The sequence below is a fragment of the Massilia sp. MS-15 genome, from assembly GCF_020176695.1.
In the GTDB taxonomy this organism is placed as follows: domain Bacteria; phylum Pseudomonadota; class Gammaproteobacteria; order Burkholderiales; family Burkholderiaceae_D; genus Telluria; species Telluria hydrophila.
In genome coordinates, this window is sequence record NZ_JAIWIA010000040.1 from 23,451 (window position 1) to 46,747 (window position 23,297).

The window sequence follows — 23,297 nt, forward strand, 5'->3', positions numbered from 1 at the left end:
GGATGCGCCGCGCGCATGGGGCGGTTCAGCTATGGAACGGCGCCGGCCCGCGACGGCCTGGCGCTGGCGCCCAGGTGCGCGGCGAGCATGTTCATGCGGAACTCCGGGCCGGTGTGCCCTTGCGCGCCTGGTAGGCGCGGCAGGCGTCGCCGAAGGCGCCGAACATCTTCATCGAATACGGGTTGTGCTGGATGCGCCATTCCGGATGCCACTGCAGCGCCAGCGTGAAGCCGGGCGCGGTGGCGACCGAGAAGGCTTCGACCAGGCCGTCCTCCGCCACCGCTTCGACGCGCAGGCCGGGCGCGAGTTCGTTGACGCCCTGGCCGTGCAGCGAGTTCACGGGGATCTCGGACTGGCCCAGCATGCGTTCCAGGCAGCCGCCGGGCGTGATGCTGACATTGTGGGCGTCGCCGTACTGCTCGTCCAAGCCGAGTTCCGGGTTCTCGCGGTGGTCGAACTTGCCGGCCACCGTCTGCACCGCCTGGTGCAGGCTGCCGCCCAGGGCCACGTTCATCTCCTGGAAGCCGCGGCAGATCGCGATGATCGGAATGCCGCGCCGGACCGCCTCGCGGATCAGCGGCAGCGTGGTCTGGTCGCGCGCCGGGTCCTGCGGCAGCGTGGGGTCGAGCACTTCTTCCGAATAGTAGCTGGGATGGACGTTGGAGGCCGAGCCGGTCAGCATGATGCCGTCGCACAGGGCGAGCACCGTTTCCAGGTCGAGCGCGGCGCCAAGCGAAGGCAGGATCATCGGCGCGCATTCGGCACCGAGAACGACGGCGTCGACATACTTGTACTGGGCGGCGTGATACGGATGTTCGCCGAAATCACGGGTGCAGGCGGGAACGATGACGATGGGACGCATGGGCTCTACCTTGTCGTGGTGCGCGAAACCAGGGTGTGGCATGCCGGTCCGGGCGCGGATACTGTTCAGAACGGATGCGCCGGTGCGGCGTGGCGCAACGCAGAGGGTGCGCGTCCAGCCGCATGGCCCGAAACGCATTCCATAGCAAAAGCATAACGGCAACTGGAACGGCATGCCAACACGGTAGCCGGGCAGGCGTGAAAGATTATTTCATTATTGCCATTGTAATGAAATAATATTTCACCAATGGTGGGGCGGCCTCGTGTGCGCCGATGCGCACGGCTGGGAGGAAAATACGGCAAGCGGGCCGCCAGGCGAATGCTGGCGGCCGGCACGCGCTGGGGGGAGCTTAGTGCTTGAGTGTCTTGAGGGCCGCTTCCAGCACCGTATCGCGGCCGCGGCGCAGGTCCGCCACGGTGGGCGCCACGCGCACGGTCGGCTGGATGCCGTGGCCAACCCAGGCCCGGCCGTCCGGATGGGTGTCGGCCTTGGTGCAGATGCGCGCCATGCCGCCGCCCGGCAGGCTTACCAGCAGCGGCTGGCCGGTGCTGCCGCCGGTCGGCTCGCCCACGATCGGACCGCGCCGCATGTTCTCGTAGGCCACCATGAAGTCTTCCGCCGCCGAATAGGTGCCGCCCGAGGTCAGCACCGCCACCGGGCCGCGGAAGTGGCGTTTGCCATCCGGCTGCCAGCTGCCGGCGCGGCTTTCGAAGTCCGGCAGCGGGCGCTTCCAGGCGCGGTAGGTCGGCAGGTACTGGCGGGTCGACCACTTGCTGGTGGCGAAGGGCTCGCCGGTGAGCGTGGCCAGCACGCGGTAGCCTTCGTTCGAATTGCCGCCGCCGTTGTTGCGCAGGTCGATCACCAGCGCCCGGCCCGACGCCACCTGCTCGAAGGCGGCCAGGAAGGCGTCGGCGGCGCGGCTGTCGCCGAAGCTGTTCAGGGCGACGTAGGTGACATCCCCCGGCAGCTTGCGCAGCTCGAACGGTGCCCGGCTGCCGGTCGCCCTGGCATGGCTATCGCGGTCCACGCGGCGCACCGGCAGCACGAAGCGCTTGCCGTCGGCATTCCCGAAGCGCACCTGGGGCGCCTTGTCGCGCGGGCCCACCAGGAACTGGTAGCCGTACACGCGGCGCTCCAGGTCCTGCGGCGTGGAGGCGCTCACGTAAGGCTGGATGGCGCGTTCGGCATAGGCCCTGACCGGCTCGCCGTCGACTTCCAGGATCTCGCTGCCTGGCACGACGCCGGCGGCGGCCAGCGCCGGGTCGAACACCTCGCGTACCAGTACCCTTCCCTCGACCAGGTGGGTGGCCAGCAGCGGGCGCGCCATGGCATCGCCCAGCTCGGGCCCCGGATAGATGTTCGTATGCCCGTCCTGCAGCTTCGCGCACAGCGCCATCAGTACCTGGTAGTACTCGGCGGTGGAGGTGGTGGCGCGCACCTTGGGGATGGTTTCCAGGTACAGGCGGTCCCAGTCGAGCTCCTTGAGCTTGTCGACGTAGACGAAGTTGTACTTCACCTCGGACCAGAACTTGGACAGTCCGGCCAGCTTCTCGTCTTCGCTGATGTTGGCGCGGTAGGACGTGGCCAGCGCGGGCGAATCGAACAGGCGCGCATCGCGCGCCTCGCGCTCCTTCATCGCCGCCAGCAGCGGCTGCCAGCGCGGATCGCCCCGCAGCGGTGCCAGGTCGTCGTCGCGCGCGGTGTGCTGCGCGTTCACCCAGCCGGCCGCGAAGGCTTTCTGCAGCGTTCCCATCGCGCCCTGCGCATCGCCGGCCAGCGCCTGGGCGCAGGCCGCGTTGTACAGCAGGCCGCCGTTCGGCCTGTGCTGCGCCGCCTGCAGGTAGAGGGTGGCGGCTTCGGCGTAGCGCTGGGCGGCGAAGGCGGCGCGGCCGCGCTCCTCCAGTCCTCCCGCGTCCTGCGCCAGGGCTGCTCCGGACAAGGCCGCGAAGACTGCGGCCGCGATGATGCGACGTACCATGGATCCTCCTGATGAGCGAATGGCAGCGATTCTACCCATGGCCGGGGCGCGGCCCCCGAACATTGCGACGGGCTGCGCGATTGGCGGAACAGGCTGCGTGCGACGCTGGCAGGAACCGGAAATGGAAGCTAGCGCCATGCAGGAGGACAGGCGCCAGCGGCTACTTCTTGTACTCGTGATACTTGCGCGCGTCGCCGCGCACCTGCTCGGCCGGGTATTTTTCCCGGTTGAGCACCATCTTTTCCTGCACCGCGGCGAACAGGTCGACCTCCAGCTTGTCGGCCAGGCGCACGAGATAGACCAGCACGTCGGCCATCTCGTGGCGCACCTGGACCAGCTTGTCCGCGCCGAGTTCCTCGATGCGGCCGTGCTGCAGCCACTGGAAGTGTTCCAGCAGCTCGGCTGCTTCCACGCTCAGCGCGCAGGCGAGGTTCTTGGGCGTGTGGAACTGGTCCCAGTCGCGCTCATCCACGAAGGTGCGGACCAGCGCGCGCAGGCGGGCCAGGTCACTGGCCGCGGCGTTCGTCACGGACCTGGTCGCCGTCGAGGTAGCCGTTGAGCACGCGCTCCAGCTTGGGCGCGATCTCGTCGTAGCTGCTGACCGTGATCCCGAGGTCGCGCAGCAGGCCGTCGTGCACGCCATAGACCCAGCTGTGGATGGTCAGCGGCTGGCCGCGTTCCCAGGCATCGCGCACGATGGTGGTTTGCGCCACGTTGATCACCTGCTCGGCCACGTTCAGCTCGACCAGGCGGTTGACGGCGGCGCGTCCGGCCACGTTGCCGAGGTATTTGCCGTGCTTCTCGCGCACGTCGCGCACGTGGCCCAGCCAGTTGTCGGCCATGCCGACGCGGGTGCCGGTGAGCGCCGCGCCCACGCCCGAGCAGCCGTAGTGGCCGCACAGGATGATGTGCTTGACCTTCAGCACGTCGATCGCGAACTGCAGGACGCTCAGGCAGTTCAGGTCGGAGTGGGCGACCACGTTGGCGATGTTGCGGTGAACGAACAGCTCGCCCGGCAGCATGCCCAGCAGCTCGTTGGCCGGCACGCGGCTGTCCGAACAGCCGATCCACAGGTATTCCGGGGCCTGCTGTTCCGACAGCGCCTTGAAGAAGTTCGGGTCTTCGGCCACCATCGAAGCGGCCCATTTGCGGTTGCGTGCGAAGAGCTCTTCGGCGCTCACGCCCGTCGTCTTGTTATCCAATTTTTCTCCCTGATGCGTGCTGAATAGAGGAAGTATACCAGTAGGGTGGGCGGATTTCCGCCCACGCGGTGATCGTTGAAGTTGAATGAACGCACGGGCAGCAGCACCGTCGTTTGAACGCGTGGACGGGAAGACCCGCCCACCCTGCGAAAGCAAAAAAAAACCGCTGAAGGCATGTGCCATCAGCGGTTCTCCTGGTCCAGGCTCTTACTCGAAGAAATCCTTGACCTTGTCCATCCAGCCCTTGCTCTGCGGGCTGTGCTTGGCCCCGCCCTCGTTCGTCATGCGTTCGAACTCGCGCAGCAGGTCCTTCTGCTTGTCGGTCAGCTTGACCGGCGTCTCGACCACCACGTGGCAGAACAGGTCGCCCGTGTAGCCGGAGCGCACGCCCTTGATTCCCTTGCCCTTGAGGCGGAAGGTCTTGCCGGTCTGCGTCCCTTCGGGCACCGTGAACGAGACCTTGCCGGTGAGCGTGGGCACTTCGATCTCGCCGCCCAATGCCGCCTTGGCGAAGGAGATCGGCATCTCGCAGTGCAGGTCGTCGCCTTCGCGCTGGAATACCTGGTGCGGCTTGATGTGGATCTCCACGTACAGGTCGCCCGGTGGACCGCCGTTCGTGCCCGGCTCGCCGTTGCCGGTCGAGCGGATGCGCATGCCGTTGTCGATGCCGGCCGGGATCTTCACCTCCAGCGTCTTGTTGCGCTTGATGCGTCCGGCGCCACCGCAGGCCGCGCAGGGTTCCGGGATGATCTTGCCGCTGCCGTGGCACTTCGGGCAGGTCTGCTGGATGCTGAAGAAGCCCTGCTGCATGCGCACCTGGCCATGGCCGGCGCAGGTGGTGCAGGTGACCGGCTGGGTGCCCGGCTTGGCGCCGCTGCCATGGCAGGTGTCGCACTTGTCCCAGCTCGGCACGCGGATCGTGGTCTCGTAGCCGTGCGCCGCCTGCTCCAGGGTGATCTCGAGGTTGTAGCGCAGGTCGGCGCCGCGGTAGACCTGCGGGCCGCCGCCGCCGCGGCCGCGGCCGCCGCCGAAGATGTCGCCGAAGATGTCGCCGAAGGCATCGCCGAAGCCGCCCGCGCCCGCGCCGAAGCCGCCGCCGCCCATGTTCGGGTCCACGCCGGCGTGACCGTAGCGGTCATAGGCCTCGCGTTTTTCCGGATTGGTCAGCATCTCGTAGGCTTCCTTGACCTCCTTGAACTTCTCTTCCGCTTCCTTGTTGTCGGGGTTGCGGTCAGGATGGTATTTCATCGCAAGCTTGCGATAGGCCTTCTTGATGTCGTCTTCCGACGCGTTCTTGGCGACCCCGAGGATCTCGTAAAAATCACGCTTTGCCATTGGCGGCACCTTGCTTGTTGAACTTGTAAAACGGTGGTTGCAAAAAAACCGAGCCGGGGAACCTGATGGTCGCAGCGGCTCGGCGGTTCCCTGGCCGGGGACGGAGGGTCACCCCGCCCCCGCCAGCGATTACTTCGCGTCTTTCACTTCCTTGAAGTCGGCGTCGACCACGTCGTCCTGCTGCGGCTGCTGGCCGGCCGATTCGCCGCCCGCCTGGCCACCGGCCGCGCCGGCCTGCTGCGCCTGCATGTCGGCGTACATCTTCTCGCCCAGCTTCTGGGACGCGCTCGACAGGGCCGCGGTCTTGGCGTCGATATCCGCCTTGTCGCCGCTCTTGATCGCGCCTTCCAGGTCGGCGATCGCCGCTTCGATCTTTTCCTTCTCGCCGGCTTCCAGCTTGTCGCCGTATTCGGTCAGGGACTTCCTGGTCGAGTGCACCAGCGCGTCGCCCTGGTTACGGGCTTCGGCCAGTTCCTTGACCTTCTTGTCCTCTTCCGCGTTCAGCTCGGCATCCTTCACCATCTTCTGGATTTCTTCTTCCGACAGGCCCGAATTGGCCTTGATGGTGATCTTGTTTTCCTTGCCGGTGGCCTTGTCCTTCGCGCCCACGTGCAGGATGCCGTTGGCGTCGATGTCGAAGGTCACTTCGATCTGCGGGGTGCCGCGCGCTGCCGGCGGGATGCCTTCGAGATTGAACTCGCCCAGGCTCTTGTTGCCCGCTGCGATTTCACGCTCGCCCTGGTAGACCTTGATGGTCACGGCCGGCTGGTTGTCGTCGGCGGTCGAGAACACCTGCGAGAACTTGGTCGGGATCGTGGTGTTCTTGTGGATCATCTTGGTCATCACGCCACCCAGGGTTTCGATACCCAGCGACAGCGGGGTCACGTCCAGCAGCAGCAGGTCCTTGCGCTCGCCCGACAGGACCGAACCTTGAATCGCAGCGCCGACGGCGACGGCTTCGTCCGGGTTGACGTCCTTGCGCGGATCCTTGCCGAAGAACTCCTTGACCTTCTCCTGCACCTTCGGCATGCGGGTCATGCCGCCGACCAGGATGATGTCGTCGATGTCCGAGACCTTGACGCCGGCGTCCTTGATGGCGACGCGGCACGGCTCGATGGTCTTGGCGATCAGCTCTTCCACCAGGGCTTCCAGCTTGGCGCGGGTGATCTTCAGGTTCAGGTGGACCGGCGCGCCGTTCGCCATCGCGATGTAGGGCTCGTTGATCTCGGTCTGCTGCGAGGACGACAGCTCGATCTTGGCGCGCTCGGCCGAGGCCTTGATGCGCTGCAGGGCGATCGGGTCCTTCGACAGGTCGAGGCCGTTGATCTTCTTGAACTCGTCGATGATGTAGTCGATCACGCGCTGGTCGAAGTCTTCGCCGCCCAGGAAGGTGTCGCCGTTGGTCGACAGCACTTCGAACTGCTTTTCGCCGTCCACGTCCGCGATCTCGATGATCGACACGTCGAAGGTGCCGCCGCCGAGGTCGTACACGGCGATCTTGCGGTCGCCCTTGTCGGTCTTGTCCAGGCCGAATGCCAGCGCGGCCGCGGTCGGCTCGTTGATGATGCGCTTGACGTCCAGGCCCGCGATGCGGCCGGCGTCCTTGGTCGCCTGGCGCTGCGAGTCGTTGAAGTAGGCCGGCACGGTGATGACCGCTTCGGTGACTTCTTCGCCGAGGTAGTCTTCGGCGGTCTTCTTCATCTTGCGCAGGACTTCAGCCGAGATCTGTGGCGGCGCCAGCTTCTTGTCGCGCACGCCGACCCATGCGTCGCCGTTGTCGGCTTGCATGATCGAGTAAGGCATCAGCGAGATGTCCTTCTGGACTTCCTTCTCGGAGAACTTGCGGCCGATCAGGCGCTTGACCGCGAACAGGGTGTTCTTCGGGTTGGTGACGGCCTGGCGCTTGGCCGGCGCGCCGACGAGGATCTCGCCGTCTTCCTGGTACGCGATGATCGACGGCGTGGTGCGCGCGCCTTCCGCGTTCTCGATGACCTTAGGCTGGCCATTTTCCATGATGGCGACGCAGGAGTTGGTGGTTCCCAGGTCAATACCGATGATCTTGCCCATGTTGTTTTCCTTTTAAATGCTGTAGTTTCGGATGGATTCAATATTGGGAAAAACTGCGCGCTTTCAAGGGATGCCGCTGGGGCATTTGGCAGCGCAGCATCCAGCTCCTGCTTACTTCGGTGCTGCGGCCGTCACGATGGCCGGACGCAGCAGGCGGTCGGCGATCATGTAGCCCTTTTGCAGCACGGCGACCACGGTATTGGCTTCCTGCTCGGATGGCACCACGGCCACGGCCTGGTGCTTGTTCGGGTCCAGCTTCTCGCCCGCTTGCGGCATGACCTCGACCAGGCGGTTCTTTTCAAAAGCGGCCGTCAACTGCTTGAGCGTCATTTCCACGCCCTCACGGATGGCTTCGACGGTCTGGGTCTCGACTTTCAGCGCCATTTCCAGGCTGTCGCGCACCGGCACCATGGCCTCGGCGAAGCTTTCAATGGCAAATTTATGGGCCTTGGTCACGTCTTCCTGGGCGCGGCGGCGGATATTCTCCGCATCGGCTTTCGCGCGCATGAAAGCATCATGCATCTCGGCCAGCTTGGCTTCGGTAGCGCTCAGCTGGGCTTCCAGGTCCGACCCGGCCCCACCCGGGGGCACACCGGCCTGTCCGGCGCTGGCTTGCGCTGCCTCGGCGGCGGCGGTCGCGGCGGTCGCGGCATCGTCCTGCGGCGCGGCACCCTGTTGGGTCACCTCTTGGTTTTCTTGGTCTTGCATCGAAAAAACTCCTAGAATCAAGGACTTGGCTGAGTTGGTAAAGTGTCCTGCATGACACACAGGCCCCTACATGGGGCGATGTCCTACATTTTCAAGGGGCTTTACTGACAGTTTGCTAAAGTTTGAGAAATTATTTGTTACAAGATTTACGGATTTCCTCAATCATTTCCCGGCGAAAAGTCTTAATCTTCTTGTCAAGATTGCGGCGATGCCGCGCCTACCGGGAACCATCATGAGACTCCAACTGATCAGCGGCGCTGTCGTGCTTTACACCCTGGCGGTGCTTGCATGGCTATGCTATGTCGGGATCAGCGCTTCGCCGTGGCATGCCTGATCCCGCATCGAGGATCAGGCTGGACAGCCTGCCATTCTAACAGGCCGGTAGCATCGCTTCAGGCTCCCAGCTGGGCCGCGTGCTGGGCGCCCACCTGCGCGTCGCGCTTCTGGGCAGCGCGCTGGGCCGGCGTCAGGATGGTTGGCCAGCCGATCAGGTGCTGTTCGGCGATCTCGGCCAGGCCGGTGATCCACGCCGGCGCCTCGTTCAGGCAAGGGATGTAGTGGTATTCCTTGCCGCCGGCGGCTTCGAAATCCTGCCGCACTTCCATATTGATTTCTTCCAGGGTTTCCAGGCAGTCGCTGGTGAAGCCGGGGCAGATCATGTCGATGCGCGCCAGGCCCTGGCGTGCCAGGTCCTGCACGGTCTGGGCCGTATACGGCTGCAGCCACTCGGCCTTGCCGAAGCGCGACTGGAAGGTGACGATGTACTCGTCGGCGCCCATGCCCAGCGCCACCGCCAGCAGGCGCGCGGTCTTGTGGCATTCGCAGAAGTAGGGGTCGCCCAGCATCAGGGTGCGCTTCGGGGTGCCGTGGAAGCTCATCACCAGCTTGTCGCCGCGGCCGTTCGCTTCCCAATAGGCTTCGACCTGGATCCGCAGCGCCTCGATATAGGCTTCGTGGTCATGGTAGTGGCGCACCAGGCGCAGTTCGGGCACGTTGCGCACCCCCGCATAGTGGGCGAAGACGGCATCCCAGACCGAGGCGGTGGTGGTGCCCGAATATTGCGGATAGGCCGGCAGCACCACGATGCGCTGGCAGTGCTCGGCCTGCAGGCGCGCGAGCACGTCTCGCAGGGACGGCGAACCGTAGCGCATGGCCATCACCACCTTCACGCCCTCGTGGCCGCGTTCGGCCAGGGTCTTTTCCAGCAGCACCGCCTGCTTCTGCGTGTGCACCTTGAGCGGTGAACCTTCCCTGGTCCAGATCGTGCGGTACTTGGCGGCCGACTTGCCGGAGCGGAAAGGCAGGATGACCAGGTGCAGGATGCACCACCAGATGAAGGCCGGGACCTCGACCACGCGTGGATCGGAAAGGAACTGCTTCAGGTAGCGGCGCACGGCGCGCGAGGTCGGCTCATCGGGAGTGCCGAGGTTGACCAGCACGATGGCGCTGGAAGGCAGGATGCCGTGGGCGAAGGGCGGTTCTTTTCTGAAGGGCATGGGCTGGAGACGGAAAGGGGAACACCCTATTATATAAGTGGCGTCCCCCTCGCTGGCGTGAAACCGCGCGGGCTCAGGCGCCGCTCGGTTGCCGCTCAGGTGCTCGTATGCAGCCGCACGTCGATGTTGTTGCGGGTCGCGTTCGAGTACGGACAGACCACGTGCGCCTTCTCGACCAGGTCTTGCAGCTGGGCCGGGTCCATGCCGGGGCCCTTGACGGTGAGGTCGACCTCGACGCCGAAGCCGGTCGGGATCGGGCCGATGCCGACTTCGCCGGTCACGGTCAACTCTTGCGGCAGGCTGACTTTTTCCTTGGCCGCCACGAACTTCAGGGCGCCCAGGAAGCAGGCGGAATACCCGGCCGCGAACAGCTGCTCGGGATTGGTGCCGCTACCGCCGCCGCCGCCCAGCTCCTTCGGGGTGCTCAGCTTCAGGTCGAGCACATTGTCGGAACTCTTCGCGCTGCCTTCACGGCCGCCTTGCGAGGTGGCCTTGGCGCGGTACAGCACGTTGTCGATGCTCATTCGAAATCCTCCTGTGGTGATTGGGTGGATCCGCCAGCGCGGAACGTTGATCACTTTGCCACAGAATGGATAATCCGGCAGGACCGCAGGGAGGACGTCACGACGCCAGCAACTCCCGCGCATGCTTGCGCGTGGTTTCGGTGATCTCGATGCCACCCAGCATGCGCGCCACCTCTTCCACCCGGGCCCGGGTATCGAGCACGTCGATGCGCGAGACAGTGCGGCCCTCGCCCGTCGTCCCCTTGGCCACCTGGAAGTGCTGGTTGGCCTGGCTCGCCACCTGCGGCAGGTGGGTCACGCACAGCACCTGCCGCTGCTGGCCGAGGCGCTTGAGCAGGCGTCCCACGACTTCCGCCACGCCGCCGCCGATGCCGGTATCGACCTCGTCGAAGATCAGGGTCGGCGTGGCGGTGGCGTTGGCGGTGATCACGGCGATCGCCAGCGAGATGCGCGCCAGTTCGCCGCCGGACGCCACCTTGGCCAGCGGGCGCGGCGCCACCCCCAGGTGGCCGGCCACCAGGAACTCGACCTGCTCCAGGCCATGCGCGCCCGGCTCGCCTTCGTTCAGGGCCACCACGAAGCTGCCGCCGCTCATGCTCAGGTCCTGCATGGCGCTGGTGACGCCCTTGCCCAGCTCCACGGCCGCCTCCGCGCGCCGCTGCGACAGGCGCCGCGCCACTTCCAGGTAGGCGCCTTTCGCCTTCTCTTCCTGCTTGCGCAAGCCCTCGATGTCGCTGGCGTCGGCCAGCTGGCGCAGCTTGGCGGACAGGGCCGCGTGCTCCTCGTGCAGCTGTTCCGGCGTGGTGCGGTACTTGCGCGCGGCGCCGTGCAGCGCTTCCATGCGCGCATCCACCTCGCGCAGGCGGTCCGGGTCGAGTTCGACCTTGTCGATGTAGTTGTTGAGCGCGTACACCGCTTCCTGCAGCTGGATGCGGGCCGGCTCCATGCAGTCGAGCACGGCCTGCAGCTGGCTGTCCACGTCCACCAGCTTGCCCAGCCGGGCGTTGAGCGAGGACAGCTGCGACAGGATCGGGTGGTCGGCTTCGGAAATCGCCTGCAGCGCTTCCTGCGCGCCTTCGAGCAGGCTGGCCGCGTGCGACAGGCGGCTGTGTTCGTTGCTGATCTCGGCCCACTCGCCCGGCTTCGGCGCCAGCTTGTCGAGCTCGCCCACCTGCCACTCCAGGCGCTCGCGCTCGAGCAGCACATTGCGCGCGTCGTTCTCGAATTCCTCGCGCTGGCGCACCAGCGCGCGCCAGGCCTTGTAGGCGGCGGCGGTGCCCAGCACCTCCTGGCTCGCTTCCGGGTCGCGCAGGGCGATCTGGTTGTCCAGCAGGGCGCGCTGGGCATCGCTTTTCAGCAGCGACTGGTGCGCGTGCTGGCCATGGATGTCGACCAGCATCTCGCCCAGTTCGCGCAGCTGGGCCGCGGTGGCGCTGATGCCGTTGATCCAGGCCTTGGAGCGGCCTGCGTTGTCGATCACGCGGCGCATCAGGGCCACCCCTTCGTCGTAGGGGAATTCGTGGAAACCCAGCCAAGAGGCCGCCGAGGTCGTCAGCGCGAACTCGGCGCTGATGTCGGCCTTGGCCGCGCCCTCGCGCACCATGCTCGCGTCGCCGCGTCCGCCCAGCGCCAGCTGCAGCGCATCGATCAGGATCGACTTGCCGGCGCCGGTCTCGCCGGTGAATACCGTGAAGCCGTGCGCGAACTCGAGTTCGATGGCGTCGACAATGACGAAGTCACGAATGGTAAGTGTGCGCAGCATGAAAGGTCGGGTCTCCTGTTTTTTGCTTGTCGGCGGTGGACGGCAGCTTAGGTGAGCTTGCCTTCGTTGGTCGGGTATTCGTTCCAGTGCAGCTTTTCGCGCAGCGTATGGTAATAGCTCCAGCCCTGCGGATGCAGGAAGGTGACCGTGTGCGGCGAGCGCGAGATGACGATGCGGTCGCCCAGCTGCAGGCTGGTAAAGGTCTGCATGTCGAAGTTGACGCTGATGTCGCGCCCGGCCACCAGTTCCACCACGATCTCGCTCGACTCCGGCACCACGATCGGCCGGTTCGACAGCGCGTGCGGCGCGATCGGTACCAGCACGATGCCCCGCACGCGCGGATGCAGCAGCGGGCCGCCGGCCGACAGCGCATAGGCGGTGGAGCCGGTCGGCGTGGACACGATCAGGCCGTCGGCGCGCTGGTTGTACATGAACTCGCCGTCCACGGTGAGCTTCAGTTCGACCATGCCGGCGCCGGTGCCGCGCGCCACCACCACGTCGTTGAAGGCGACGCTGCAGAAGATTTCCGCGCCGTCGCGCACCACGCGCGCCTCAAGCAGGGTGCGCTCCTCGGCGCGCGCCTGGCCCTGCAGGATCTCGTGCAAAGCCGGCACCATGCGCTCGAGCGGAATGTCGGTAATGAAGCCGAGGCGGCCAGAGTTGATGCCGATCAGCGGGATCTCGTACCGGGCCAGCTGGCGCGCGATGCCGAGCATGGTGCCGTCGCCGCCCATCACCACCGCGTAGCTGCCCTGCTCGCCGATCTCGGCCACCGACATGGCTTCGATGCCGTCGATGCCCAGGGTGTCCAGGTAGGCCGCGGTATCGGCCTCGAACACCACGCGGTAGCCGGCGCCGGACAGGAACTGGGTGAGGCGGCGCGCCGGTTCTTCGATGCCGGGCGTGTTCTGCCTTACCACGAGCGCGATGATTTTTTGCTTTTCGGGCGACACTGACATGGTCCAGGAGCAGTTGGATGGGAGTACGAGATTAACCGATTATCCCCGCGCCTGCTATACGAGAGGCAGGGCGCAGGGCACGGCGGAACCCGGCAGGCAGGCATCGATGCACTGTACAAATAAACAGTATACCGGGCGCCTGCCGGAATCGGCAAGATGGCGGCGCGCAGAGCCGTTCAGAGCAGCAGGCCGATGGCCACCGCCAGCGTCACCGCGAGCGTCAGGGTCAGTACGTGCAGGAACATCAGCACGATCCAGCGCAGCGCCGTCATGAAGCGGCCGCCGCCATATACACGCCGCATCGCGGTCGGCAGGTAGAACAGCAGCCAGCCCACCAGCACCAGGCGCACGACGTTCCAGCCGTCGGCCAGCATGACCAGGCTCAGCATCATGAAGGCGAAGGCATTGCTGTGCAGGGCGAACAGGAAGTGCTCGCCGTAGCGCCGCCCCGAGCCGAGGTAGAGCAGTTTCAGGTAGAGCGCGAACACCGGCATCATCAGGAAGATCGCGTACGGGGTGTAGCTGAAGAAGACCCGCTTGGCGGTGTCCTTGCGCTCCTTTTCGCTCAGGGCGAAGAAGCGGCCGGCGCCTTCTTCCAGCCGCGGGCTGAGCTGCCCCAGCATGCGCTTGCCCTTGTCCTGGAACTCCTTGAAGTCCGCCGAATCCTCTGTCGTGGCGGGCGGTTGGACACCGGCCGGCGCATTCAGCGCCGGCGGCGTGTCACCGCGGCTGCCGATGTTGATCTCCTGTACCCCGCCCATCTTGAACAACGCGAAGAAGATGATGCTGAAGCTCAGGTACAGGCGCAGCGGCTCGATGTAGCGCACGCGCCGGCCTTCGACGTATTCGCGGGTCAGCAGGCCCGGCTTGAACAGCAGCAGCTTGAGCGAGTGCCACAGCTTGCCCTCGATCGCCACGTAGTGCGCGACGAACTCGTGCAGGAACTCGCGTGCGCTCGGCACGTGCAGGTGGGTCGCCTGGCCGCACTGGTGGCAGAAGTTGCCGGAAACGGCCGTGCCGCAGTTCTTGCAGGCGCTGTGATGACGGGTGTCGAGGGCTTGGGTGGTCACGGGGCTGGTCCGGCAAAATCGTCCAAGCCACCATGTTAACGGGTTAGTTGCAAAAATGCATCTGACTTCCCTGGAAAGTTTTTCCCCACCGTTCCAATTGCGCGACTGCTTCGTCCGGCCACGGTTAGGATGCACTCAACGGAAATGCAAGGAGGCCGAGATGGTGACCGAAACCAAGGACCGCTTCGTCAACACGAAGCAACCGATCGAGAACGACGGCGTGAAACGCCAGCCGCACGAGCGCGACGAAAGCCCGGACGGCCAGGACCAGGCGCCGCGCGGCGTCATGAAGCAGGCCGCCGAAGACATGGCACAGGGCCTGCAGAACACCGACTGCTATGGGACCAATGGCCAGGGACTGGAACAGGCCGTCGACCCGGCGCCCGATGCCACCGGCCAGGCCAATCCCCAGCCCGACCGCCACCGTTCGATGGCGCGCCACGACTCGGTCGATTCGGAACCGGGCAAGAACCGATAAAGGACAGATACGATGACGATCAAGCGCAATGGCAGTGCCGTCTGGAGCGGCGGCCTGAAGGACGGCAAGGGCGCCGTCTCCACCGGCAGCGGCGTGCTGCAGAATGCCCAGTACGGCTTCAACACCCGCTTCGAGGACGGGCCGGGCACCAATCCGGAAGAACTGATCGGCGCGGCCCACGCCGGCTGCTTCACCATGGCCCTGTCCGGCCAGCTGGGCCAGGCCGGCATGACGGCGCAGGAACTGCGCACCACCGCCACTGTCTCGATGGAAAAGGTGGAGGGCGGCTTTTCGATTACTGCCGTGCACCTCGACCTGGTGGCGAAGATCCCCGGCGCCAGCCAGGAAGCCTTTGACAAGGCGGCCAACACGGCCAAGGAAAACTGCCCGGTGTCGAAGCTGCTGAACGCGACCATCACGATGACTTCGCGTTTGGAAAACTAAGGGTTTGGTAGGGTGGGCGGATTCTCTGCCCACGCGTTCAAGCAGCGTATTCACAGGCGCGCCACATCCAGCGATGCTCTGCAGGATCAGCCGCCAGCGCATAAAATGGCCGCTTCCCGAATCCCCAGAAGGACACTCCATGCGCATCCTCCATACCATGCTCCGCGTCGGCGACCTGCAGCGCTCCATCGACTTCTATACCACCGTGCTCGGCATGAAACTGCTGCGCACCAGCGACAATCCCGAGTACAAGTACACGCTCGCCTTCCTTGGCTACGGCAGCAACCCGGAGCACGCCGAACTGGAACTCACCTACAACTATGGCGTCGACAGCTACGACATGGGCACGGCCTACGGCCATATCGCCATCTCGGCCGAAGACATCTACGCCACCTGCGAGGGCGTGCGCGCCGCGGGCGGCAACATCACGCGCGAGCCAGGTCCGGTCAAGGGCGGCAGTACCGTGATCGCCTTCATCACCGATCCGGACGGCTACAAGGTCGAACTCATCGAACGCAAGGACAACGCCTCGGGCGCCGGCCTGAGCAGCTAAGCCTCTGCCCGGCACGCTCTGCCGGGCTGGCGTCGTCGTTCATGGTGGATGGGCGGGTTTCCCACCCACCCGACGAAAATCAAGCCAAGGGATCGATCACGAAGGCCGGCATGCGCTCCTTGTTCTGCGCGCATGCGAGGAACTTGTCGGCGGTGGCCAAGGCCTCGTTGATGGTCACGTCCATGTCCAGGTAGCGGTAGGTGCCGAGGCGGCCCACGAAGGTCACGTTCGGCTCCTCGCGCGCCACGGTCACGTAGCGTTCGAGTTGCTGCTTGTCGCGCGCCTGGCGGATCGGGTAGTACGGGATGTCCTTCTCTTCGCACTGGCGGCTGTATTCCTTGTACATCAGGGTCTTCTCGTGCTGCTCCCACGGCGAGAAGTGCTTGTGCTCGGTGATGCGGGTATAGGGCTGGCTGTCGTCGCAGTAGTTGATGACGGCATTGCCCTGGTAGTCGCCGGTGTCGCGGAACACCTCGAAATCCAGCGTGCGGTATGGCAGGCGGCCCTCGGCATGCTTGAACCAGGCGTCGATCGGGCCGCTATAGAACACGTGCGCGTAGTCGCCCTTGGTGGCCGGATCGAAGGTGGTGTTCAGGTGCAGGGTGATGCCCGGCACGTCGAGGATCTTCTCGACCAGCGCGGTATAGCCGTCTTCCGGCATGCCCTGGTATTTATGGGCAAAGTAATTGTCGTCGTAGTTGAAGCGCACTGGCAGGCGCTTGAGGATGCTGGCCGGCAGTTCGGTCGGCTGCATGCCCCACTGCTTGACGGTATAGGTCTTGAAGAAGGCTTCGTACAGCTCGCGGCCGACGAAGCGCAGCGCCTGGTCTTCGAAGGTTACCGGGTTCTCGATCGACTTGTCGCCCAGCGAAGCGAGGAAGGCCTGGGCCTCGGCCGGACGGAAGGTCTTGCCGAAGAACTGGTTGATGGTGAGCAGGTTGATCGGCAGCGTGTAGACGGCGCCGTTGGTGATCGCCTTGACCCGGTTCACATAGGGCATGAAGCGGCTGTAGCGGTTCACGTATTCCCAGACGCGCTCGATATCGGTATGGAAAATGTGTGGTCCGTAGATATGCACCATGACGCCGGTCTCGGCATCGCGTTCCGAGTGGCAGTTGCCCGCGATATGGGGGCGCGATTCGAAGATCTCGACGGTGTAGCCTGCCTGGGCGAGCTGGTTGGCAATGACAGCCCCGGAAAAACCGGCGCCGACAATCGCGATGTTCTTTTGCATGTTTGTTTTTCCTTAGGGATGAGTTTTCTGGCGGCGGCCCGGGATGCCGCATCATGGTGGGACGGATGCTTCCGCCCAGCCAGGAAAGACACATTAACCTTGTCAGTTTATCAGCTTTGTAAAAAACACCGCCCGCGTACGACTTATCGTGCGTCAACTATTTTGTCTTGCAATCAATCACTTGACGCGCCGAAAAAACAAAAGCCCGGACCAAGCAAGGTCCGGGCTTTTTAACAGTTTCGCGCAGGACGAGCCTGCTTGGTGATGTTTATTTTTGCAGCAGATTGTTCACTGCGGCCAGGTCTTCTTCGCGCAACGAGCCGGCCGCCGCCTTCAGGCGCAGGCCGTTCAGGATGGTGTCGTAGCGCGCGCGCGACAGGTCGGTGCGGGTCGAGTACAGCTGGCGCTGGGCATTGAGCACGTCGATGTTGATGCGCACGCCCACCTGGTAGCCCAGCTTGTTCGATTCCAGTGCCGACTGGCTCGACACCTCGGCCGCTTCCAGCGCCTTGACCTGGGCCATGCCGCTGTTCACGCCGAGATAGGCCTGGCGCGCCTGCAGCGCGGCCTGGCGGCGCGTCGCTTCCAGGTCGTTGCGCGCCTTGTCTTCCAGGGCGATGGTTTCGCGCACGCGGCTGGTCACGCCGAAGCCGCTGAAGATCGGCACCGAGAACTGCACGCCGATGGCATTGTTCTTGTTCACGGCGGACAGGCCGGAAATCCGGCCGTTGGTATCGATGCGCGAGGTGTTGGCGACCAGGTCGAGCGTCGGGTAATGGCCGGCCCGGGTCTTGGAAATGTCGCGCTTGGCGATCTCGACCTGCAGCTGCGACACGGCCACGCCATAGTTCTGGTTCTCGGCCGCCGAGACCCAGGGGTCGACGTTGGCCGGCGACGGCGCGTTCAGGGTGATGCCGGATTTCAGCGGCGCCAGGCCGGCCGGCTCGGTGCCGATGATGGCACGCAGCGCGTTGCGCTTGTTGTCCAGGTCGTTCACCGCGGCAAATTCCTGGGCGATCACCAGGTCGTAGGCTGCCTGTGCCTCGTGGGTGTCGGTGATGGTCTGGGTACCGACCTCGAAGTTGCGCTTGGCCGAAGCCAGCTGCTCGGTCACCGCGGTCTTCTGGGCGCGGGTCGACTCCAGCTTGTCCTGGGCCGCCAGCACGTCGAAATAGGCCTGCGCCACGCGCGTGATCAGGTCTTGCTGGGCCTGGGCAAACTGGGCTTCGGAAATCGACTGCTGCAGCTTGCTCTGCTGGTAGGTTTCCCAGCGGTCCCAGCGGAACAGCGGCTGGGTCAGGCCGATGGTGTACTCGGTGGTGCGCAGGTTGGAAGCCGTGCCCAGCACGCGGGTCTGGACGCCGGTTTGCTGGTTGGTGACCAGCTCGCCCTCGTTCCAGGGCGAGCCGTCACGGTCGTTCTTGATGCTGCTGCCGGTGATGCCGACGGTCGGGAGAAGGCCCGCGCGCCCCTGGACGATCCGTTCCCGGCCGGCGGCGGCCGACGCGCGCGCGCTGGCGAAGGTCGCGTCGTTGGCCAGCGCCTGCTGGTATACCTGGATCAGATCGGCCGCGCTGGCATTGAGCGAAACGAAAGCACTGGCAAGCAGCACGGCAAGAAGGGGTTTCTGCATCACATTCTCCACAGGAGTCATCAAAAGTTAAGGTCAGGTCGATCTTGCGCAGCTCAGTATTTCGGCATCGAAGGATCGACCTGTACGGCCCAGGCGTGTATCCCGCCCGTCAAATTCGTTACGTTGTCAAATCCGTTACGTTCCAGGAAGCTCGCGACCTGCATGCTGCGCGCCCCATGGTGGCAGATGCACACGATCTCGCGGTCATCCGGCAGTTCCCCGGCGCGGATCGGCACCAGGTGCATCGGGATCTGGATCGAGCCCGCGATATGGCAGGTGGCGAACTCCCAGTTCTCGCGTACGTCCAGCAGCAGCGGCTGCTCGGCTTGCCCGGCTTGCGCCTGGGCCAGCCGGTCCGCCAGTTCCGGTGCGGTCAAATGCTGCATCGCGTCCTCAGAACTGGAAGCGCGAGGGTGCCTGGGCGCCGGTCAGCAGCTTGACATTGGTCTCGAACAGCTTGACCGTGTCGTATCCCGTTTCCGAGCTGCGGGTAATGATGTTGAAGCTCATCGCCGGCGCCTCGCCCAGGATCACGCCGATGCGGCCGCCCACCTTGACCTGCTCCAGCAGGGCTTGCGGCAGCACCGGCATGCCGCCCGAGACCACGATCACGTCGTAGGGCGCGCCTTTGTTCCAACCGGCGGCGCCGTTGCCTTCCTCGACCGTCACGTTGGTGACGCCGGCACGCGCCAGGTTGTCGCGCGCCAGCTTGGCCGCTTCCGGCTGGATCTCGACGGTGGTCACGTGACGCGCCTTGTGCGCCAGCAGCGCCGCCATGTAGCCCGAACCGGTGCCGATCTCGAGGACGTTCTCATGCTTCTTGATCGCCAGCTCCTGCATGATGCGTGCTTCGACCTTCGGGTTGAACATCGCTTCGCCGCCCGGCAGCGGGATCTCGACGTCCGCGAACGCCAGGTTCTGGTAGGCGGCCGGCACGAAGGCTTCGCGCTTGACGACGTGCAGCAGGTCCAGCACGTCCTGGTCGAGCACATTCCACGGGCGAATCTGCTGTTCGATCATGTTGAAGCGGGCTTGTTCGATATTCATTTGCGTTCTCAGTGGAAAAATAAATAATCCGATATTTTATCGTTGAACAGCCCCAGGACGCACATCTTAGCGATGGCTTGCCTGAGGACAGGGGAAATTGCGACAGTCTGCAGTTTGAAGGGGTTGAACGCCGAAAAAAGGGCGCGTTGGCGCAAACGACAACTCAGCTGGCGCGGGGAAGCAGGCCGTGCAGGGTGACATCGAGCAGGGATTCGAGGAAGGCCTGGGGCTGCAGTTCGTCGGATGCGCAGGGCGCCACCGCCGAATGCTTCCATGCATTGAGCATCATCATGGGTGCGATCAGCACCTGGGTCATCTGCACGGTGTCGAAAGACCGGAACTCGCCGCGCCGGATGCCGCGCTCGAGAATGCTGGAAATCATGCGCCGGGTACGGCTCATGACTTCTTCACGGTAGAAGCGCGCCAGCTCGGGGAAGTTCACCGCTTCGGCCAGCATCAGCTTGCCGATGCCGGAAGCCTTGCTCTGGCCGATCTGGCGCGACCAGTTCATCACCACGCTGCGCAGCAGCTCGGCGCTATGGCCTTCGAACTCGGCCACGGACAGCTCGGCCTTGCCCAGGAAAGGCAGGATGCTTTCGCGCACGACGGCCTTGAACAGCTCTTCCTTGTTCGTATAGTAGAGATACAGGGTGCCCTTGGACACGCCGGCTCGGCGCGCGACGTCTTCCAGGCGGGTAGCGGCGAAACCACGCTCGACGAACAGGTCAATGGCGGCAGCAAGGAGCTCGTGGGGACGGGCATCCTTCCGGCGTTCCCAACGCGGCTTGCTGTCGAGTGGACATTGCATGTTTCTGCCTAGTAACCAACTGAACAGCCTGCGAATATAGTCGGCACCGGCAGGGGAGTCAAGCAATCAATGCAATATGAAACTATCAATGTAAACAAGTATTTACGCCATTTTTGAAGCCTATCCACGCCCATAGATACGGCCGGCGGCGCGCGAGCCGTACAGGGCGCCGTCGGGATTGCGCGCCGGTTCGTCCTGCTGCTGGCGCGGCGCCTGGAATACCGCCAGCCGGTCCGCCAGCGCCGGGGCGACCCGCTCCACCATGATGTCGAGCCCGGCCATGAGACCGACCCGCACGGTGCGCGCCGGCACCACCGCCGCCTGCAGGATGGCGGCCGCCACCTGGTGCGGATCGACCTGGGGCGAAGGCAGCTTCGGCTCGCAATCCATGTAGTTGCGCGCGTGCTGGGGCAGCGGCGTATCGGCCGCGGTGGGCTCGACCAGGGTAATCGAGACCGGTGCGCCCTCCATGTGTTCGACCTCGATGCGCAGCGCGTCCGTAAACCCCTTCACGGCATGCTTGCTGGCCGAGTACATGCCCTGCAGCGGGATCGCCACCTCGGAGGCCTCGCTGCCGAGGTTGACCAGGGCGCCGCCCTGGCGCTTCAGGTGCGGCAGCGCGACCAGGGAACCATGCACCATGCCCCAGAAATTGATGTCGAACAGGCGCCGGCTGTCTTCCTCGGACACCTGGTCGAGGCGTCCGTAGATGGTGGCGCCGGCATTGTTGATCCAGGTATCGATGCGGCCGAAGCGCTCCAGCGCCACCTGGGCGATGCGCTCGACGTCGGCACGCACGGCGACGTCGGCCACGACGGCGACGGCCTCGACGCCATTCTCCACCAGGCCCTGCACCACGGCCTCGAGCACGTCGCCCCCGCGCGCGGCCAGCACCAGTTTCGCGCCCCGCTTCCCGGCTTCCTGGGCGGTGGCCAGGCCGATGCCGCTGGAGGCGCCGGTAATCACCAGGACCTGGCGGTCCAGGGGCTTGAGGGGACTGGACATGGGGCCTCCTGCTCATGGGTGTGCGATGGATGCAACGTAGCAGGAAATCGGCGGGCGACGCGCCCGCTACGGGCGGGGGAGCGGTATACTTCCGGCCTGCCTTTTTCGAGCTACCCACCCACCATGCAGTGCAGAGACAACTGCGGCGCCTGCTGCACCGCGCCTTCGATCACCAGTCCGATCCCGGGCATGCCGGATGGCAAGCCGGCCGGCGTGCCCTGCGTGCAGCTGGACCAGGACCAGCGCTGCCGCATCTTCGGCCGGCCGGAACGCCCGGCCTTCTGCGGCGGCCTGCAGCCCTCGGCGGAGATGTGCGGGTCCAGCCGCGTGCAGGCGATCCACTGGCTCGATGCGCTCGAGCGCGCGACCGCGCCTTAAGGTGGCGAATCGGGTGGCGAATCGGGCTTGACCAGGCCGAGGCGCTTTTTCTTTTTCTTGATGACGCTGGCCTGCTCGATCGCCGGTTTGATGGCCGGCGGCGGCGCGACGGGCAAAGGAAAGCCGAGGAAGGCCATCACGAAAAAGATCGGCAGCAGCACATAGAACAGCGGCCGTCTCCAGTTGAGTTTCTCTTTGAGCATGCGCGCCAGATGGTGCTGTCATTACGCAAAGCAAGACCCTACCTTTACCCGCACAGGGTAATCTCGCGACCAGGCTCCCGCGCAGTGCTACGCCACGGAACGCTGGCCGCGCGCCTGCTGCACACGCTGGAACAGTGAACCCAGGGTCAGGCCCTCGTGCCAGATCTCGTCCAGCCGCAGGCCGTACTTGTCGCGCAGGGCCCTGGCCAGGCGCTCCAGTTCCTGGGCGTCCGGCAGCCAGCGCGTCGGGTTGGCGGCGCGGTAGAGGCCCAGCACTTCGTCGTCCGGACGCAGGCGCAAGGGCTCGTTTTCGCGGAAGGACAAGGCCGACACGAACACGGACAGGAAATCGCGGATGTCCTTGCGCGAGGCGGCAGGGAAAGTGCTGCGCCAGACCCGGCCCTGCCAGGGACGGTAGTGCAAGCTGTTGGGCAGTTGCCAACCATGAAATGCTGCCCAGGCAAGCGCAGCAAGGATGAGGACAACGAAAATACTCATGCGTCCGAGTGTAGCACGCGTTGGCGCTGGCGGCGCACGACAGAATGTTGAGCTAAGCGGCAGGAACTAACCCTACGGCAACGCGAGCGCGGTACAATCATGGACCGGACACGGCTGGTGCAAAGCCGCCTGTTGTGATCGTGTTAAGCTTCGCCCCCGCCGTACTTCCACAGCCACCCCCGTAAACATCCGCACCCAGCTGACGTATTCAATGGACATTCTTCTCGCCATCAAGGCGATCATCATGGGCCTGGTCGAAGGCTTCACCGAGTTCCTCCCGATTTCCTCCACCGGCCACCTGATCCTGGCGGGCAGCCTGCTGAATTTTACTGGCGAGAAGGTCAAGGTGTTCGAGATCGCGATCCAGGCCGGCGCCATGCTGGCCGTGATCTGGGAATACCGCGCACGCATTGCGCGCGTGCTCGCCGGCCTCGGTTCGGACCCGAACCAGCGCCGCTTCGCGATCAATATCGTGATCGCCTTCCTGCCGGCCGCCCTGCTCGGTTTCCTGTTCAGCGGGCTGATCAAGGCTGAACTGTTCGCACCGGTCCCGGTGGCCACCGCCTTCATCGTCGGCGGCCTGGTCATCCTGTGGGTCGAGCGACGCCACACGGGCGATGGACACACCGCGCGCGTGGACAGCGTGGACGACATGCGCTTCTCGGACGCGCTGAAGGTCGGCCTGGCCCAGGCCTTCGCCCTGATTCCCGGCACCAGCCGCTCCGGCGCGACGATCATCGGCGGCATGCTGTTCGGCCTGTCGCGCAAGGCGGCCACCGAGTTCTCCTTCTTCCTGGCGATCCCGACCCTGCTTGGCGCCACCGTGTATTCGGTACTGAAGGAGCGCCACCTGCTGTCGATGGCCGACCTGCCGATGTTCGGCCTGGGCGGGCTGGCGGCCTTCGCCTCGGCCTTCCTGTGCGTACGCTGGCTGCTGCGCTACATCAGCACGCACGACTTCACGATCTTTGCCTGGTACCGTATCGTATTCGGTATCCTGGTCCTCGTGACCGCGCACTTCGACCTGGTCGTGTGGGCGGAATAATCAGCAAG

General features: G+C 64.9%; 25 protein-coding genes. 5 read left to right on the top strand and 20 right to left on the bottom strand.

The genetic code is table 11. The features are described from left to right. Positions 1–91 precede the first annotated feature (91 nt). From LCI23_RS16065 to LCI23_RS16120, 12 genes are all read right to left on the bottom strand, one after another. Positions 92–862 carry a gamma-glutamyl-gamma-aminobutyrate hydrolase family protein gene (locus LCI23_RS16065; RefSeq protein ID WP_224947457.1) on the bottom strand — a complete coding sequence of 257 codons (771 nt, stop codon included), beginning with the start codon at positions 860–862 and terminating at the stop codon, positions 92–94. 349 nt (positions 863–1,211) lie between these two features. Beyond that, a complete protein-coding gene (locus tag LCI23_RS16070) occupies positions 1,212–2,840 on the bottom strand; it encodes a S41 family peptidase (protein WP_224947458.1) in 1,629 nt (542 codons plus the stop codon). Positions 2,841–3,000: 160 nt separating this feature from the next. Further along, a complete protein-coding gene (locus LCI23_RS16075) occupies positions 3,001–3,369 on the bottom strand; it encodes a nucleotide pyrophosphohydrolase (protein ID WP_224947459.1) in 369 nt (122 codons plus the stop codon). Next, complete coding sequence (gene can / locus LCI23_RS16080; RefSeq protein ID WP_224947460.1) at positions 3,347–4,042, bottom strand: carbonate dehydratase; 696 nt, start codon at positions 4,040–4,042, stop codon at positions 3,347–3,349. The genes LCI23_RS16075 and can overlap by 23 nt, the downstream gene beginning before the upstream one ends. Before the next feature lie 207 nt (positions 4,043–4,249). Beyond that, complete coding sequence (gene dnaJ / locus LCI23_RS16085) at positions 4,250–5,377, bottom strand: molecular chaperone DnaJ (protein WP_224947461.1); 1,128 nt, start codon at positions 5,375–5,377, stop codon at positions 4,250–4,252. A gap of 129 nt (positions 5,378–5,506) precedes the next feature. After that, positions 5,507–7,444: a molecular chaperone DnaK gene (gene dnaK / locus LCI23_RS16090; RefSeq protein ID WP_224947462.1), complete on the bottom strand. Its 1,938-nt coding sequence runs from the start codon at positions 7,442–7,444 to the stop codon at positions 5,507–5,509. A gap of 111 nt (positions 7,445–7,555) precedes the next feature. Further along, a complete protein-coding gene (grpE, locus tag LCI23_RS16095; protein ID WP_224947463.1) occupies positions 7,556–8,152 on the bottom strand; it encodes a nucleotide exchange factor GrpE in 597 nt (198 codons plus the stop codon). A 392-nt stretch (positions 8,153–8,544) separates the two neighbouring features. Next, the gene (gene hemH / locus LCI23_RS16100) at positions 8,545–9,648 is read right to left on the bottom strand and encodes a ferrochelatase (RefSeq protein WP_224947464.1); all 1,104 of its coding nucleotides are present in this window, start codon (positions 9,646–9,648) and stop codon (positions 8,545–8,547) included. Positions 9,649–9,743: 95 nt separating this feature from the next. Then, complete coding sequence (locus tag LCI23_RS16105; RefSeq protein ID WP_224947465.1) at positions 9,744–10,172, bottom strand: organic hydroperoxide resistance protein; 429 nt, start codon at positions 10,170–10,172, stop codon at positions 9,744–9,746. A 97-nt stretch (positions 10,173–10,269) separates the two neighbouring features. Further along, positions 10,270–11,934: a DNA repair protein RecN gene (gene recN / locus LCI23_RS16110; protein WP_224947466.1), complete on the bottom strand. Its 1,665-nt coding sequence runs from the start codon at positions 11,932–11,934 to the stop codon at positions 10,270–10,272. Between the two features lie 47 nt (positions 11,935–11,981). Beyond that, on the bottom strand, positions 11,982–12,893 hold the full coding sequence (locus LCI23_RS16115) for an NAD kinase (RefSeq protein ID WP_224947467.1): 912 nt from the start codon (positions 12,891–12,893) through the stop codon (positions 11,982–11,984). Between the two features lie 176 nt (positions 12,894–13,069). Beyond that, the gene (locus tag LCI23_RS16120; protein ID WP_224947468.1) at positions 13,070–13,963 is read right to left on the bottom strand and encodes a DUF3667 domain-containing protein; all 894 of its coding nucleotides are present in this window, start codon (positions 13,961–13,963) and stop codon (positions 13,070–13,072) included. A gap of 160 nt (positions 13,964–14,123) precedes the next feature. On the opposite strand from LCI23_RS16120, the gene LCI23_RS16125 reads away from it, so the two are divergent. The 3 genes from LCI23_RS16125 (at position 14,124) to gloA (ending at position 15,438) form a co-directional block, all read left to right on the top strand. Then, positions 14,124–14,441, top strand: a complete 318-nt coding sequence (locus tag LCI23_RS16125) for a hypothetical protein (protein ID WP_224947469.1) — start codon at positions 14,124–14,126, stop codon at positions 14,439–14,441. A gap of 12 nt (positions 14,442–14,453) precedes the next feature. Continuing rightward, the gene (locus LCI23_RS16130; RefSeq protein WP_224947470.1) at positions 14,454–14,885 is read left to right on the top strand and encodes an OsmC family protein; all 432 of its coding nucleotides are present in this window, start codon (positions 14,454–14,456) and stop codon (positions 14,883–14,885) included. Positions 14,886–15,024: 139 nt separating this feature from the next. Further along, entirely contained in the window at positions 15,025–15,438 is a 414-nt protein-coding gene (gene gloA, locus LCI23_RS16135; RefSeq protein ID WP_224947471.1) for a lactoylglutathione lyase, read from the top strand. Between the two features lie 79 nt (positions 15,439–15,517). On the opposite strand, the gene glf is transcribed toward gloA, so the two are convergent. The 6 genes from glf to LCI23_RS16165 form a co-directional block, all read right to left on the bottom strand. Then, on the bottom strand, positions 15,518–16,672 hold the full coding sequence (gene glf, locus LCI23_RS16140) for a UDP-galactopyranose mutase (protein WP_224947472.1): 1,155 nt from the start codon (positions 16,670–16,672) through the stop codon (positions 15,518–15,520). Positions 16,673–16,940: 268 nt separating this feature from the next. Beyond that, the gene (locus LCI23_RS16145; RefSeq protein ID WP_224947473.1) at positions 16,941–18,305 is read right to left on the bottom strand and encodes a TolC family outer membrane protein; all 1,365 of its coding nucleotides are present in this window, start codon (positions 18,303–18,305) and stop codon (positions 16,941–16,943) included. Positions 18,306–18,358: 53 nt separating this feature from the next. After that, complete coding sequence (locus LCI23_RS16150) at positions 18,359–18,691, bottom strand: rhodanese-like domain-containing protein (RefSeq protein WP_224947474.1); 333 nt, start codon at positions 18,689–18,691, stop codon at positions 18,359–18,361. A 7-nt stretch (positions 18,692–18,698) separates the two neighbouring features. After that, on the bottom strand, positions 18,699–19,352 hold the full coding sequence (locus tag LCI23_RS16155; RefSeq protein WP_224947475.1) for a protein-L-isoaspartate O-methyltransferase: 654 nt from the start codon (positions 19,350–19,352) through the stop codon (positions 18,699–18,701). A gap of 163 nt (positions 19,353–19,515) precedes the next feature. Next, complete coding sequence (locus LCI23_RS16160; RefSeq protein ID WP_224947476.1) at positions 19,516–20,160, bottom strand: TetR/AcrR family transcriptional regulator; 645 nt, start codon at positions 20,158–20,160, stop codon at positions 19,516–19,518. Between the two features lie 120 nt (positions 20,161–20,280). Further along, positions 20,281–21,165, bottom strand: a complete 885-nt coding sequence (locus tag LCI23_RS16165; protein WP_224947477.1) for an SDR family oxidoreductase — start codon at positions 21,163–21,165, stop codon at positions 20,281–20,283. Between the two features lie 123 nt (positions 21,166–21,288). Between LCI23_RS16165 and LCI23_RS16170 the strand changes: the two genes are divergently transcribed. Beyond that, a complete protein-coding gene (locus LCI23_RS16170) occupies positions 21,289–21,543 on the top strand; it encodes a YkgJ family cysteine cluster protein (RefSeq protein WP_224947478.1) in 255 nt (84 codons plus the stop codon). Here the strand turns inward: LCI23_RS16170 and LCI23_RS16175 are convergent. Further along, the gene (locus tag LCI23_RS16175; RefSeq protein ID WP_224947479.1) at positions 21,540–21,746 is read right to left on the bottom strand and encodes a hypothetical protein; all 207 of its coding nucleotides are present in this window, start codon (positions 21,744–21,746) and stop codon (positions 21,540–21,542) included. The two genes, LCI23_RS16170 and LCI23_RS16175, sit on opposite strands and share 4 nt — an antisense overlap. An 87-nt stretch (positions 21,747–21,833) precedes the next feature. Beyond that, on the bottom strand, positions 21,834–22,169 hold the full coding sequence (locus LCI23_RS16180; protein WP_224947480.1) for a hypothetical protein: 336 nt from the start codon (positions 22,167–22,169) through the stop codon (positions 21,834–21,836). A gap of 286 nt (positions 22,170–22,455) precedes the next feature. Here LCI23_RS16180 and LCI23_RS16185 point away from each other — a divergent pair, with 286 nt between their 5' ends. Then, positions 22,456–23,289 carry an undecaprenyl-diphosphate phosphatase gene (locus tag LCI23_RS16185; RefSeq protein ID WP_224947481.1) on the top strand — a complete coding sequence of 278 codons (834 nt, stop codon included), beginning with the start codon at positions 22,456–22,458 and terminating at the stop codon, positions 23,287–23,289. The last annotated feature ends 8 nt before the right edge of the window (positions 23,290–23,297 follow it).